General features: G+C 55.1%; 14 protein-coding genes. 12 read left to right on the top strand and 2 right to left on the bottom strand.

Features of this window, described 5'->3' with window-relative positions; genetic code table 11:
• Positions 1 to 94: 94 nt before the first annotated feature.
• The 11 genes from NF685_RS14345 (at position 95) to NF685_RS08140 (ending at position 11327) form a co-directional block, all read left to right on the top strand.
• Complete coding sequence (locus tag NF685_RS14345; RefSeq protein ID WP_252849262.1) at positions 95 to 2278, top strand: methyl-accepting chemotaxis protein; 2184 nt, start codon at positions 95 to 97, stop codon at positions 2276 to 2278.
• A 587-nt stretch (positions 2279 to 2865) separates the two neighbouring features.
• A complete protein-coding gene (locus NF685_RS08185; protein WP_252849261.1) occupies positions 2866 to 4425 on the top strand; it encodes a methyl-accepting chemotaxis protein in 1560 nt (519 codons plus the stop codon).
• Positions 4425 to 4709, top strand: coding sequence for a hypothetical protein (locus NF685_RS08180; protein WP_252849260.1), 285 nt, complete (start codon positions 4425 to 4427; stop codon positions 4707 to 4709). The genes NF685_RS08185 and NF685_RS08180 overlap by 1 nt, the downstream gene beginning before the upstream one ends.
• 2 nt (positions 4710 to 4711) lie before the next feature.
• Positions 4712 to 5095: a response regulator gene (locus tag NF685_RS08175; protein WP_035444293.1), complete on the top strand. Its 384-nt coding sequence runs from the start codon at positions 4712 to 4714 to the stop codon at positions 5093 to 5095.
• Positions 5096 to 5122: 27 nt separating this feature from the next.
• The gene (locus NF685_RS08170) at positions 5123 to 7432 is read left to right on the top strand and encodes a chemotaxis protein CheA (protein WP_252849259.1); all 2310 of its coding nucleotides are present in this window, start codon (positions 5123 to 5125) and stop codon (positions 7430 to 7432) included.
• 39 nt (positions 7433 to 7471) lie between these two features.
• Positions 7472 to 7942, top strand: coding sequence for a chemotaxis protein CheW (locus tag NF685_RS08165; RefSeq protein WP_023980062.1), 471 nt, complete (start codon positions 7472 to 7474; stop codon positions 7940 to 7942).
• The gene (locus NF685_RS08160; RefSeq protein ID WP_252849258.1) at positions 7939 to 8778 is read left to right on the top strand and encodes a CheR family methyltransferase; all 840 of its coding nucleotides are present in this window, start codon (positions 7939 to 7941) and stop codon (positions 8776 to 8778) included. Before NF685_RS08165 ends, NF685_RS08160 begins: the two co-directional genes overlap by 4 nt.
• Positions 8730 to 9821, top strand: a complete 1092-nt coding sequence (locus tag NF685_RS08155) for a protein-glutamate methylesterase/protein-glutamine glutaminase (RefSeq protein ID WP_275451259.1) — start codon at positions 8730 to 8732, stop codon at positions 9819 to 9821. The genes NF685_RS08160 and NF685_RS08155 overlap by 49 nt, the downstream gene beginning before the upstream one ends.
• A 79-nt stretch (positions 9822 to 9900) precedes the next feature.
• On the top strand, positions 9901 to 10290 hold the full coding sequence (locus NF685_RS08150) for a response regulator (protein ID WP_023980065.1): 390 nt from the start codon (positions 9901 to 9903) through the stop codon (positions 10288 to 10290).
• Between the two features lie 137 nt (positions 10291 to 10427).
• Positions 10428 to 10850, top strand: a complete 423-nt coding sequence (locus tag NF685_RS08145; protein WP_252849257.1) for a chemotaxis protein CheD — start codon at positions 10428 to 10430, stop codon at positions 10848 to 10850.
• A 132-nt stretch (positions 10851 to 10982) separates the two neighbouring features.
• Entirely contained in the window at positions 10983 to 11327 is a 345-nt protein-coding gene (locus NF685_RS08140) for a hypothetical protein (protein WP_146926321.1), read from the top strand.
• A gap of 39 nt (positions 11328 to 11366) precedes the next feature.
• Here NF685_RS08140 and NF685_RS08135 read toward each other — a convergent pair whose 3' ends face one another.
• Both NF685_RS08135 and NF685_RS08130 read right to left on the bottom strand, forming a co-directional pair.
• Entirely contained in the window at positions 11367 to 11729 is a 363-nt protein-coding gene (locus tag NF685_RS08135; protein ID WP_244442075.1) for a flagellar biosynthesis regulator FlaF, read from the bottom strand.
• A gap of 81 nt (positions 11730 to 11810) precedes the next feature.
• Positions 11811 to 12656, bottom strand: coding sequence for a MotE family protein (locus tag NF685_RS08130; protein WP_252849256.1), 846 nt, complete (start codon positions 12654 to 12656; stop codon positions 11811 to 11813).
• Between the two features lie 841 nt (positions 12657 to 13497).
• On the opposite strand from NF685_RS08130, the gene NF685_RS08125 reads away from it, so the two are divergent.
• Positions 13498 to 13681 (top strand): flagellin N-terminal helical domain-containing protein (locus NF685_RS08125; protein ID WP_456304478.1); only part of this gene is annotated, 184 nt, incomplete at its 3' end.

The following is a 13681-nucleotide window of genomic DNA, read 5'->3' as shown; positions in this document are numbered from 1 at the left end:
GCCCGTCGGGAGTCTCCGCTCTAGCAAATTGTATCGATGAGTCTTTTCACCCCTCCTTCCAGCCTCATGCCTCCAAAAACGGAAAGCAGTCCCCGTGCGCAGAAAATCTCTTCATCATCCTGCCTTCAATCTCGCCAGCAAAATCGTTCTGGCCTGCGGCATTTGCTTCATAGCAATCCAGATCGTCGCCGTATCCATATCCGGGTTCATGATGAAGAAAGAGGTAGAGAAAAAAATCTACTCGCAAGCAATCCAGAAAAGTCAGATATTGGGTCAGAAGATCGCCCGATCAATAGCCGAGCAGAGCCTGGTTGTACGAGGCATTCAAAGCGCCATCGAAAGCGGCCATCAGACGGGCGTCTTGAACAAGCAGTTCATTGTTGACCTTCTGGTTGAAGACATGCGGCGTTTTCCAGCGATTTTCGGCATGGATTTCAAGGAGATCCCGCATGGTTTCGATGGGACGCAGCTTCCGGGCGGTCCAGGAACAAACCCGGAGGGAATATTCTTCCCTTATGCCGTGCGTGACGATCATGGAAATATTGCCGTGCGGACCCCTTCCGCCCACTATAGCGATTTTTACAAGGCCATAATCAGAACAGGCAACCCGGACGGCCTTGAACCCTATATCGACCACGATTCCGGTGTTCCCATGGTCTCCCCGACCTTCCCTATCACGTTCAATGGCAAAAGAATCGCCGTCGTAGGGGCGGATATCCCCTTGGACTGGCTTGCCCCTATGCTCAAGGAAGTCCAGATCGCACCGGGCACCAAGATCTCGCTTCTGTCCAGCCAAGGCTTCTGGGTCGTAAGCCCTACACCTGCCCAGATCATGCAGCACTTCCATGATGACGCCTCCAGAGCTTTCAGCAAGGCCCTCTCTGCGCACGATGTCACCATCATCCCCGGGTTTGACGGTGGGAGTGCAGACCGTATCCTGGTTCCTATCACGGTGGATGGTTTCGGCACTTACTGGACCCTTGTGGTCGACCTCCCGGGTGAGGCCATCACGACACCGGTCTGGCATACAATTTTCACTCTCGTCATTCCGGGCATCGTGCTGATCGTCATTTCGCTCGTCCTGATGTGGCTCATCTTCCGCAAGCTTCTCAGCAACCCGCTAGGCAGCCTGATTCATGCTGTCTCTGAATTGGAAAACCGCCACTATCAGGCACGTGTCTTCGGAATAGAGCGCCAGGATGAACTCGGTGCAATCGCACGCGGGCTGGACGCATTCCGCTCATCATTGCTGAAGGCGCAGGAAGCCGACTTGCTTCTGGAAGGGGAGCGACGCCGTAACGAAGAAGCGCAGCGGGTGCGGCATGAGCAGGATGAACGCAGGCTGGATGACATAAGAAAGGTCGTTGCGCAGATTGGCGGGGCGCTTTCGGCTCTTTCGAACGGCGATCTCGCCTCAGAACTGGGTCAGCCTCTTCCCGATGAGTTCGAGATTTTACGAACGGATTTCAACAGGTCGATCAGGGAACTCGCAAATACCATCTCAGGTATCTCGACTGCTGCACAGACCATCCGGGATGGAAGCGAAACCGTCCATGGCGGTGCCGAGAATTTGGCACAACGGACCGAACAGCAGGCGGCAGCTTTGGAGCAGACAACGGCTGCGATCAGTCAGATCGCGCGCAGTGCCTCTCATTCGGAAGAGCTGATCACCAGCGCCCAGTCAATCGGCGAGGAAGCCTGCCATTCTGCCGCAGCTTCAGCCGATATCATGCGCCGCACACGTGACGCCATGTCGCGAATAGAGAACAGCTCGTCCCAGATTGTCGACATCGTCTCGATCATCGAGAACATTGCTTTTCAAACCAATGTCCTTGCTCTGAATGCCAGCATCGAAGCGGCGCGGGCTGGCGACGCCGGTCGCGGTTTTGCCGTCGTGGCTGACGAAGTGAGAACTCTGGCGCAGCGATGCACCGAAGCGGCCAAAAGTGTGAGTGCGCTCGTAGGGAAAACATCAGACGAGATACATATCGGCGCCGAATGTGTGCATGAAACAGAACACGCGCTTGCCACGATTTCCGGTCTTGTCACAACGATGGGTGAAAGACTGACCACCATCGTTCGAAATGCGCGCGAACAGGCGGTAAGCCTGAAGGAGGTCAATTCGGCCATCGGGGTCATGGATCGTACGACACAGCAGAACGCCGGTATCGCAGATGAGGCACGTTCTGCTTCCAGGAGCCTGTCGGATGAAACACACTCCATGCTTCACCTGATCCTGCGTTTTTCGCTCCCGGCAACGAGCGCGGCGACCTATTGAAGGTCACACCCTCCTGCCTTGAGCGTGTCATGTTGGATCGAGGCAGGTGACCTCCTTACATGGTCAAAATATCGTCAGGCGCTTACCGCTCACACCTGGAGTGGACGCCCACAATCAGGTCGTGCCGGGACTACAGGGGGACAAGCGACGACTCCCCATGGCGGCTGGCCTCTGACAGTCGCCCCCCTCAGCCACCGACGGGAGGTCGTCGATCCTCGATCAGGTTTCTTCAGTTCCTGCACTGCACCAGCAACGCTCATTCAGACGACAGCATGAGACATGGGCACTTTCTGATGATGCGGCAGGAGAACGCGAAAAGCGCGGAAAGCCTCTCTCCGGCAGATAGTGCCTGAGAGGTAATAACTCCCTGATATCATGACCCACTAGCCGACAATTTTCGGGATCTCATCATCGTACGCGATACGCTTAACTTGTTCTTAATGGCTTCGTGTGAGCGTAAAGTCTCTGATCTTTGCGGCCGAAGGATAAAGACGAGATCGAAAAGACACTTTGCCCGCTACTCATCATAAATGACTATCGAAACAATAATTTCATATAATTTACTTACGATCGCAGAGTAGGAAAAAATGAAAACCTGGCTGTATCGAGAAGCATCATTCCGGTCCAAAATTGGTACGGTCATGCTTTGCTCCGAAATCCTGCTCGCCGCGATCGTGCTCGGCGAAGTCGCTGCTTTTCTCGCCGGGGCCCTGACGTCAGTCGCCTTTTCTTTCCTGCTGCCACTCACACTGATCACAGCGGCAGCTGTTTTTGCAGGATGGCAGATACTCAACCAGACAATCTCGGTGCCGGTGGAGGCAATACTCAATATGGGGGAGGCCCTCCTCCGTGGAGATACACGTACGCGCACGCGTTACACTGGCTTCAGAGATGATAGCGGCTCCCTTGTGGCTCTACTGGAACGCCTTCACAACCAAACGCATGACGATGCTGACCGGGCGGCAGCCCACAAGCATATGAGCGAAGAGATTGAAGAGCTGAAGCGCACCACCGCCAACAGGCAGAAAAGCGTCGCGTCAGGGGCGGAGACCCTCGTATCTGCACTGAGAACCGTTGCGCAGGGCAATCTGGATTGCCGCATTCCGGCCGAGGCGGCTGAGGGGGAATTCGCGCCGATCCGCGAGGCTTTTAACGAAGCGTGCCAAAGCTGGAAACATATCCTGCAAACAATGGCAAAAAGCTCGGAATTCATTACGACCGGGGCTGCAGAGATTTCCACGGCCTCGGACGATCTCGCCAGAAGAACGGAGCGTCAGGCTGAGAATCTTGGCCAAGCGGCTGCCTCGGTACGTACGATCAGCAACGGCATTCAGACAACTGCCGATGTCTGTTCCGATTCCAGCCTCGAGACCAAGAAAACGCTCGACAAGGTCAAGCTCGCAACAGAAATCATGGCGGATGCCAATGCTGCAATGGTCGGCATTCAGAAATCCTCGACAGCAATAAGCGAGATCATTTCCGTCATCGACGGAATTACATTCCAGACCAATGTTCTCGCGCTGAACGCTGGTGTCGAGGCTGCGCGAGCGGGCGACGCAGGACGCGGCTTTGCCGTGGTGGCGCAGGAAGTACGGTCACTTGCAGAGAAATCGGCCAAGTCAGCGAATGAGATCAAACGTCTCATATCTGTTTCCGCAGAGCAGGTCGACAAGGGCGTAACTCTCGTTCAGCGCACGAGTGAATATCTCAGCGATTTCTCCGAAAGCGTTTCGAACATAGCCCAGCGTATTGATGGCCTTACGGTCACAACGCGAGAGCAGGCAGCGCGTCTCGTCGAGGTCACGACGTCGATCAACGAAATGGACCAGGTAACCCAGCAAAACGCAGCCATGGTGGAAGAGGCTACAGCCGCCAGCCATAACCTGAGCGCCGAGACCCGCACTCTTTCAGAAACGCTCGGACGCTTCCACGTGGATACAAACGCGAAGCCGAAAACATCTCCTCCCAAACCGCCAATGGCCAGGCCGCCGGTCGTCAAACCAGCCGTCACAACGAGGACTGCTGTCGTCCCTCCGGTTGTGAAAAGTCCGGCCCAGCCCCCTCCCCCCGCACCTGCCAAACAGGCGGCAGTTCCCAGGCCTGCTTTGCAAGTGACGTCTTCTGACCAGGGCTGGGAGGATTTCTGATGTCCGTCATACCTGTGCCCCCGGAGACGATGCCTCATCAGATCATGCTTCCTGCGCGCCTTGACACCAAGGCTGCCGCAGCGCTGCGCGAAGATCTCATTGTGGATGATGGCACTCCCCTGGATGGATCGGAAGTCACTTATCTCGGAGGTCTTTGCCTCCAGATTCTCCTTGCTGGCAAACGCGAGATCATCAACCCATCTGAAAAGATGGCTGAAGCTCTGGCACTCTTCGGTGTGCCTTTCCTCCTGCGGGAACCCCGCACAACATCCAGCGAGACCTAGACATGAGCGATTCAAAGACTGTGCGCGTTCTGACGATTGATGATTCCCGAACGATGCAGAGTATGCTCCGGACAGCCCTGGAAGGCGCTGGATACGACGTTATTCAGGGGAATGATGGTGTGGAGGGTATCAGCGTTCTCGAAGCAGCGACCCCCGCGCCGGATGTCATCATTACCGACATCAACATGCCCCGTATGGATGGTTTCGGCGTGATCGAGACGGTGCGCGGGCTTGAACCGTTCCGTCACCTGCCGGTTATCGTTCTCACAACTGAAAGCGACCAGGAAAAGAAGGCTCGTGCCCGAGCCGCCGGCGCAACCGGGTGGATCATAAAACCCTTCAACTCCGAAAGCCTTGTCTCCGCCATACGTCGCGTCACAGAGTAGAGAAGCAGGATCAGCATGAGCTCAGACATGGACGAAATCCTGGAGATTTTCTTTCAGGAATGCGAAGAGCAGCTGCAGGAGCTGGAAACAGGGTTGTCTGCGCTCGATGCAGATCGTGCGGAGGCGGATACAGTCAATGCGGTGTTCCGTGCCGTGCACTCCATCAAAGGCGGTGCCGCTTCGTTCGGCCTTCAGAATCTGGTCCGCTTCGCTCATGTGTATGAGAACTCGCTTGACGGTGTGAGGTCGGACCGGATCGCCCCCACACGCGACGTCATTGCCGTATTCCTCAAAAGCATGGATGTTCTGAGCGACCTCGTCGTCGAGGCCCGCGGAGGCGTGGCAGTCGATGCCGTTCGCATTGACGAGAACCTGGGCGAACTCCAGCGTGTCAATGCCTCCGGGGCCGGCCATACCGAGGCGAGTCAGGCCACAGATGCAGGGGCCGTCGAGGACAGCTTCTGCCCCGTCCCTATGGAATTCGAGCCTGTCGCCTTCAGCTTCGACGACGATTTCAGCGTTGAGGCTGTAGAAAGTGAAATACCGGCCAGATGGTGCGTTTCTTTCCGCCCCCATGATGAGATGTATCACTGCGGTGACGATGCGCGGAATATCCTGACCGCGCTATCGAATCTTGCGAAGAGCAAGAGCGAAACGGCATTGATCACTTGCAAGACAGACTCTTTACCTGATCTCGATGCGATAGATGCTGAAAAATCCTATCTCAGTTGGGAGATCCTGTTGCCTCTTACGGTCGAAGAGGCAGCAATACGCGACGTTTTCGATTGGATCGTTGACAGCTGCACATTTACGATCAGTCAGGACGACAAAAAGTCTATCCCGACGGAGGCGCCCAAGGCGTACCCGGAGGCTGATATAACTCCTGATTCGGATGAGGGTGCGATTGTCAGCGTTGAGGAGCAGCCCGCTCAGCCCTCAGGTGCCGATCTCGCAATCATCCCGCAAGTACATGCGGATGATGAGCAGGCACCCCAGTTACCGGCGGTCGACATCCGTCCTCCAGCAGAGAAAATTCTTGAAGCTCTTGCATCGACTGCGCAAACGCTGAGGGAAGAAGAGCCTTCCACCGCTGCGGTGAGTGGGACACGCAAGACCGAGACAGCATCCATCCGTGTCGATCTTTCGCGCGTGGACGATCTTATGGATCTCGTAGGTGAACTGGTCATCGCCCAAGCTGCGGTGCAATCACTTTGCCAGAAGAGCGCCGTATCCGGCCATCATGAGCTGATACAGAGCATTGAAGGCATGCAAACCCTTACCAGGGACATACAGGATGCCGTGATGTCTGTGCGCGCCCAGCCGGTGCGGAGCGTCTTCCAGCGGATGCAACGCGTCGTGCGCGAGGCTAGCGCCATGACGCGCAAGGCTGTCAATCTCGAGCTGGAGGGAGAGGACACCGAAGTTGATCGCACCCTGATCGAAAAGCTGGCGGCACCGCTCACGCATATGCTGCGAAACGCCGTCGATCACGGCATAGAGTCTATCGAAGATCGCTTGGCCGCGGGCAAACCATCCGAGGGAAATATCACACTCTCCGCCGAGCACCGCTCGGGACGCATTCTGATCACGATCAAGGATGACGGCGCGGGCGTCAATCGCCAGCGTGTATTCGAGACGGCGGTGAAGCGGGGGATCATCCCACACGACGCAACCCTGAGCGAAGACGAGATCAACAACCTTATCTTTACCCCAGGCTTCTCAACGGCCTCAGAAGTCTCGGATCTCTCGGGTCGAGGGGTTGGAATGGACGTGGTCAAGCAGGCTATCATGAGCCTTGGTGGCCGCGTAGTGATCAGCAGTGTGCCAGGCAAAGGGACAACCTTCAGTCTCAGCCTTCCCCTCACCCTTGCCATTCTCGACGGTATGCTTATCAACGCCGCCGAAACAACAATGGTCATCCCGATTTCAGCCGTCTCTGAAGCCATCATCGTTAGTGAAGGCGATGTTTACGCATTGCCAGATGGTACGAGTATCATCTCGAAGCGCGGTGAATGTATCCCGCTTTTGCCACTCGCAGCGACTCTCGGTCTTGCCGCGCCGAGCAAGCAGGAGACGCTCGAAGGCGCTGTCGTGCTTGTGGTCGAAAATGAGTCGGGCAGCCGCGCAGCACTCATTGTTGATGAAATCTGCGGTCAGACGCAGGTCGTCATCAAGAGCATGGAAAAGAACTATCGCCATATTTTCGGTGTGTCGGCCGCAACAATTCTCGGGGATGGAAGCGTTGCCCTCATTCTGGACGTTTCGGCCCTCATCGCAGCAGCACTCAGCCAGACAGACAACAAATCGATGCTCGGATTGTCCGAGCTGGTAGCCTAGATCTTCATGAACATGCTCAGTATCAATCAGGAACCTCCGATGACCGAACAACTGACAACCATTGAAGGGCCCGGTGTCTCGTCGATCAAGATGATCGTTTTTGCAGTCGGTGCACAGGAATACTGCATACCCATCCTTAGCGTACGCGAAATCAGAGGTTTCGAAAAAACCACAACCCTGCCCTTTGCCCCCGCTTACGTATGCGGTGCGATCAACTTGCGCGGCATTATCCTGACCGTTATCGATCTCGCAGCCTACCTGAACATTGCTCCGGAACTGGAGAATGCCCGGCGTGTCGTTGTCATCGTCGAATCAAGAGGCGGTGTGGTCTATGGCCTTCTGGTGGACCGGGTTATCGATCTCGCCGATATCAAATCGACTGATATCCAGCCGACCTCCGATGAGGGGGGATGCTTGCACGGTCTGGTGCTGGTCGATAACCGGATGATTGGAATTCTAAAACTTGATACGGTCGTCAAACAGCTTGTTGGCGAATCCCCCAAAGAATGACCGCCTCCATCACCCTTACTGCCCCTGAATATACAGACACCGATTTTCGACGTCTGCAGGGAATCGCACAAGAGCAAGCTGGCATCTGCCTGCCAGACACCAAGAAGGCGCTCGTCTATGCACGTGTGTCGCGACGCGTGCGCGAAATGCAGATGGGCAGCTTCGAGGCGTATCTGCAGTTTGCCACCAGCCCCGCTGGCACGGTCGAACTCGAAAAGCTGATCTGCGCCCTTACAACGAACGTAACGGGCTTCTTTCGTGAGCGGAATCACTTCGATCATTTGCGCACCGAAGTCATGCCCTCCCTGATTCCGTTGCTTCGTCAGGGAAAGAAGATACGTATGTGGTCAGCGGCCTGCTCGACAGGGCAGGAGCCGTGGAGCATCGCCATGACGACGCTCGGAAGCTTTCCGGAAATAGGGTCCTTTGATTTCCGCATTCTGGCGACAGACATCAATAGCGAAGTCGTGGCCCGTGCCGCCGAAGGCATTTACGCTCGCGACGAACTCGAGGGGATTCCGGAGCGGGAACGTTCTCTCTATCTTGAGGACCACGGCGGTTCAGCAAGCATGAGCGCCTCGTTGCGCGCCCTTCCAAGCTTCCGGGTCCTTAATCTGAATGCTGAATGGCCTTTCCGCGGCAGCTTTTCAGTCATCTTCTGCCGCAACGTTGTCATCTATTTCGATGATACGACGCGCGAAGCATTGTGGGCTCGTCTTGCCGAACGCCTCGAGCCGGGTGGCTTTCTTTATGTCGGTCATTCGGAACGCGTCGCCAATGCTGCGCAGTGCGGATTGATCAATATTGCACCGACCATATACAAAAAGGAGGGCTAGGTTTGTCCCCCCCGGTGAAAGTACTTGTAGTTGACGACTCCCGGACGGCGCGCGCGATGATACGCCATGCTTTTCAGGGGCATCCTGATCTGCTGATCACAGGCGAAGCCTCCAATCCCCTCGAAGCCAAGGATATGATTATTAAGGACCAGCCTGATGTCATCACGCTTGATATAGAAATGCCGAATATCAACGGACTACAGTTCCTGGACAAGATCATGCGGTTGCGACCGATCCCGGTCGTCATGGTCTCGAGCCTGACACAGAGGAATGCCGAACTGGCACTTACTGCCTTGCAGATGGGTGCCTTCGACTGTTTTCCCAAGGCAATGTCATCCGCACCCGGAGTCAACGCCTATGCCGGCCTGCCAGGGATCGTCCGCCAGGCGGCAAAGTCCAAGCCGGAAACACGCGCCAAAGAGACGAAGCTGCCAGCATCGACACCTGAGCGCCTTGTCTGGTCTCAGGATTTTGCCGTTGTCGCCATAGGCTCATCGACCGGAGGCGTCGAGGCGCTTGAGGAGGTCTTGAGCGGGTTCCCTCCTGACAGCCCACCCATTGTCATATGTCAGCATATGCCAGCATTTTTCACAGCAAGTTTCGCTGCCCGTCTCGATAAGAAAATAGAGGCGCTATCGATACGCGAAGCGCAGGATCGCGAAGTCCTGCGAAGGGGCGATGTCCGAATTGCGCCCGGTGGCTCTCATCATGTGACGGTTACCCTCAACGCTCAAACCGTCACAACACGACTGCATACGGGTCCCGCCGTCAACGGACATACTCCATCTGTCGACGTGCTGTTCGACTCGGTTACGGAACAGGTGGGCAAGGCGGCGCTCGGCATCATTCTGACAGGTATGGGGCAGGATGGTGCAGAAGGGTTGCTAGCGATGCGCCGTTCAGGGGCTTGGACAATTGCGCAGGACAAAGCGACCTCGGTGGTGTACGGAATGCCCCGCGTCGCTGCTGAAATCGGGGCAGCGGCGCAGATCGTGCCGCTCAATCAGATCAGCCACGCCGCGATGACCGCTCGGGTACGTTAACACCATGATCCGCTTTATTCGCCAATTATCAAAACCTGTCACATTACCTTCTCTCAGCGTGAAGCCCTAAGGACCCGATATGCCCGCAGCCTCTCAAATTCGAGCTCTGATTGTCGATGACCAGGCTTCTATCCGTCAGGTTCTAGCCAACAATCTTGCCCAGCTTGGTTTCACGCAAGTGGCCCAGCGCAAGGACGGCAAGGAGGCACTTGAGTATCTGGGGCAGAATCCCACCCACTTGGTGATCTCGGATTTCAACATGCCTGTCATGGACGGCCTCGCATTGCTTCGCGCAGTGCGAGAAAATCCCAAGACACAGAAAACAGCTTTTGTCATTCTCACGAGCGAAGCGAGTCGTGATCTCGTACAAGAGGCAATCAAAGCGGGCGTGAACAATTTCCTCGCAAAGCCATATACCGTCGCCAAGCTACGCGAAGTACTGGAGAAGGTCTTCGGACCTATCACCTGATGCAACAGCAAATGCTTACCCAAACCGTCATTCAGGGTGATGTCGTTGTTGCCGGGGGGGCTGACACTCTGCTTACCACCCTGCTGGGATCGTGCATCTCCGTATGCATGTACGATCCACTTGCCGGGATAGGTGGCATGAACCACTTTCTCCTTCCTACGGGAGAAGGATGCGACAATAGCACAGCCCTTCGTTTTGGGGTGAATGCTATGGAAAAGCTGATAAACGGCATCCTAACTTCTGGCGGCAAGAGAGACCGCCTTTTGTGCAAGGCATTTGGAGGCGCCGCGATCGTGCCTTCCTTAGGCAAGATCGGTCAGGAAAACAGCCTCTTTGTGGTGGGATACCTCGCAAACGAGAGAATATCCTGCGTCGCGCAAAGTCTGGGTGGCACACAGGCGAGACGCATACGCTTTTGGCCAGCCACCGGGCGCGCACAGCAAAATCTTGTCGAGGACGGCCGCGCAATCGGTGTTCAGGAGCAGGCCTATAACAAGAAAGAAGCCGCTTTCGAAAGAAAGTGGAAAACTGACGACAAGACCCATGTCGAGCTATTTTGAAAGATCGCCAATCGTCCAGGTGCTGACGCGCCCTCCCCTCCAGTCGCAGCAAATGAGGTTCAGAGTTTTTACGCGCCTGCCAATCTACGGGAAATACCTCCCAGCTTAAGCTATTTGGGATTCATGCAATCGATGAACACCGAGCCTCGCGAATTCATATCCAATATCGTTGCACAACTGGTTATCACACATGGCGATCTGCTGAGTGTGCAGGCAGCTATCGAGAGATCCGCGCTTAATATGAGTTTTCATGAAAGCGAGATCAGAAATTTGCAGAAGCTCGATCACGCGACACAGTTTGTCGACGCAATCACTATCATACTACGCAACTTCATGCACACTGCGTGCCGTGATGATGACACACAGCTGAATCTCGAAGATCTTCTCAAAGATGTCCAACTTGGAAGCGTGCAGGGTCTCTTTACAGGCAGGAATGCCCCTCCACCAGCCGCCGCCGGCGAAATAGATTTCTTCTGAGAGTTATCTCTGGTCTGATCAGTGTGCTCGGGCTGTTGATCAGCCCGTCACTCCTGTTAATCCGTCAAGCACATCCCGGGAAATATCAATAAGGGGAAATAGAGTGAGCTCCTCGTTCAGGATAGCCTGAATCCCGTATTTCTGAGCTTTGTCTGCAAGGTTTACAATCAACGCCCGTTCATCATCCGGCGTATGGCCACTGTCGATGATATTGGCCTTCATGATAAGCGACCATAATTTCTGGTGTCGATCGAGAGCTTTGGCGCGCAAGCTCGCGTCTGCCTCTGCATTTTGCAACTCTTCGAGCATCATCGTGAAAGCGACCACCTCCGCTTCTCTACCGGACAGGCTTGTCTCTGCGACTGCTTTATAGGCGCGTAATCCAGGGTGCATGGCGTTCATTTTTCAGCCCTTGCGGCAGGTCGGTGGTGATTAACTCTACTATCTCAGTCAGGCTGAACATCAAAATCCTATGCGTAGGATCTACTCTTTCGGAACAGGTGGATGATCTGAGCCTACACTTGGGAGCCATGAGAGCGTGCCCACACTACCCGCATGACCGGCCACGCTGTCAGGACCACTCCGGTTAAGGTGGAAATTACGTACGCCAGCCAGATACTGCGACACTGTGTTGACCCGCTCGGGAAACATGTATCCCATGATCGCTGATATCTTCCGCGGGTTCATGCTGTTTGCAATCGACACGAGCACGTGGATATCCATGATATTGAAAACCGCAGCGGCCTCTCTCGGCGGCATTTCCTCGTAGATCTTCACGAGACGCGAGGTCTCTGCGACCATCATCTCTTTATGCTGCGCCTGCTTTTCAGCAAGTTCGGCCATCGAATTATCAATGGCGCGCATCTTCTCCTCAAGAACGATACGTGCCGAGTCCAGAACGTGTTTCTGCTCCTCAAGCTTGCGACGTTCATCCTCTATGGATCCCTGGTGCGACAGCAAACGCTTTACCAGCTCAGCCTGGGCCTGATCTGTGGTCGGTGTATCTGTCACGTCCGTAGCACCACCCGGCACACAGGATATGCCGATACAGGATGCAGCAGGACCATCGTTCTTCAGGAACGCGGCGTCGACCGGAATTGCATCGTCGTCAGCTCGGATCCCTTCCGATGTCACAGGGATGGTCTTCCACCCTTCCGTATTCGCCGAAGCCGCAGATACCGAAGGCTGCTTATTATGAGGTTTGGGAAGTGGTGCCTGAAGCTTGGCAGTCGGATTTGCTGTATCGGCGTTTTCAGGCTGGGTGCTGCGGTCATCTTCACCCATACGACTGGCGAGCGCATGCACATTCATCGCAAGCGCTAGTGTCATAAAGATGGTCGACACATGGAGTAGACGCCCAAGTGGAATTCGCGGCATGACCAAGAAACCCAAAATTCAAATAGACAGATAAGAAAAAATAATCCTATATATACACTAACTATTTAGCTACATTAGTTTATATATTTAAATTCGTCCTGCAATGATGCTTTGCCCGTTAAAGGTCAAAATATCGATAACATTCGTATCACGTAATAGTTATGCCTGCCCGATTTGGCAAGCACTTTTATCACGAAGAGTTGCCACACTCATCTTGCCCGTCTCGCACCTGGCAAAGAGAGGGTTGAGACTGGGCACCCGCGAGGAGGCCGCACTCCAACAGGGATCGTGATACGAGACCTGCTGTCTCGGCGCCTCGTGGTGCACGGCGCTCCACGCAACGACGGGCTCAAGACAGCTAATCTCAGGTTAGAGCCTGCACCCTGAGCCAGCATTCTGACGAGAGCAGTCGAATCGCGCATCAATCTTAGCTTCAGACCATGCAGTGTAACCATGATGATGGCCTCGATAGCGCGCCGAACCAGGCCGTTCGCGATATGGTGTGTGGGCTGCCTATCGTAAGACATGCCAATCGGCAGGAAACCCTCTCGCCTCGATACCGGTGATCGAGGCACCTTGCTGCGCTCTATCGAAATTAACAACGCGCTTAATCAAAGCCCTTCCGGAAAACCATCGGTCATCTCTGTTTGCTGTATCGTCTGTGGTCTGATCAAGCTTGATGGCTGTACGGGTATCATCTGGGTTCTTCCATTCTGGTAATCTTCTCTTATCCATTTCGGGTTTTATGATGCTTGCGTGGCCCGATATCTGGGCGAGCACCAGGAGAAATTCGATGAGCCTTTCAATCAACACCAATGCCTCGGCGATGGTCGCCGTTCAGACCCTGAACGCCACCCAGACGGCCCTGAGCAACGCTGAAAACACCATCTCGACCGGCCGCAAGGTCTCGAGCGCTGCCGACAACGCCGCTGCCTACGGCATCGCGCAGCAGATGCAGGGCAACGTCTCTGGCCAGT

Source organism: Asaia lannensis NBRC 102526 (assembly GCF_024054035.1).
In the GTDB taxonomy this organism is placed as follows: Bacteria; Pseudomonadota; Alphaproteobacteria; order Acetobacterales; family Acetobacteraceae; genus Asaia; species Asaia lannensis.
The sequence above is the reverse complement of the archived record's forward strand: the minus strand, read 5'-3'. Positions and strand labels throughout refer to the sequence as shown.

Coding starts and splice junctions, on each gene's coding strand:
- NF685_RS08185 (WP_252849261.1), top strand. CDS start 2,866: ATGAAAACCTGGCTGTATCGAGAAGCATCATTCCGGTCCAAAATTGGT.
- NF685_RS08180 (WP_252849260.1), top strand. CDS start 4,425: ATGTCCGTCATACCTGTGCCCCCGGAGACGATGCCTCATCAGATCATG.
- NF685_RS08175 (WP_035444293.1), top strand. CDS start 4,712: ATGAGCGATTCAAAGACTGTGCGCGTTCTGACGATTGATGATTCCCGA.
- NF685_RS08170 (WP_252849259.1), top strand. CDS start 5,123: ATGGACGAAATCCTGGAGATTTTCTTTCAGGAATGCGAAGAGCAGCTG.
- NF685_RS08165 (WP_023980062.1), top strand. CDS start 7,472: ATGACCGAACAACTGACAACCATTGAAGGGCCCGGTGTCTCGTCGATC.
- NF685_RS08160 (WP_252849258.1), top strand. CDS start 7,939: ATGACCGCCTCCATCACCCTTACTGCCCCTGAATATACAGACACCGAT.
- NF685_RS08150 (WP_023980065.1), top strand. CDS start 9,901: ATGCCCGCAGCCTCTCAAATTCGAGCTCTGATTGTCGATGACCAGGCT.
- NF685_RS08145 (WP_252849257.1), top strand. CDS start 10,428: ATGAACCACTTTCTCCTTCCTACGGGAGAAGGATGCGACAATAGCACA.
- NF685_RS08140 (WP_146926321.1), top strand. CDS start 10,983: ATGAACACCGAGCCTCGCGAATTCATATCCAATATCGTTGCACAACTG.
- NF685_RS08135 (WP_244442075.1), bottom strand. CDS start 11,729: ATGAACGCCATGCACCCTGGATTACGCGCCTATAAAGCAGTCGCAGAG.
- NF685_RS08130 (WP_252849256.1), bottom strand. CDS start 12,656: ATGACACTAGCGCTTGCGATGAATGTGCATGCGCTCGCCAGTCGTATG.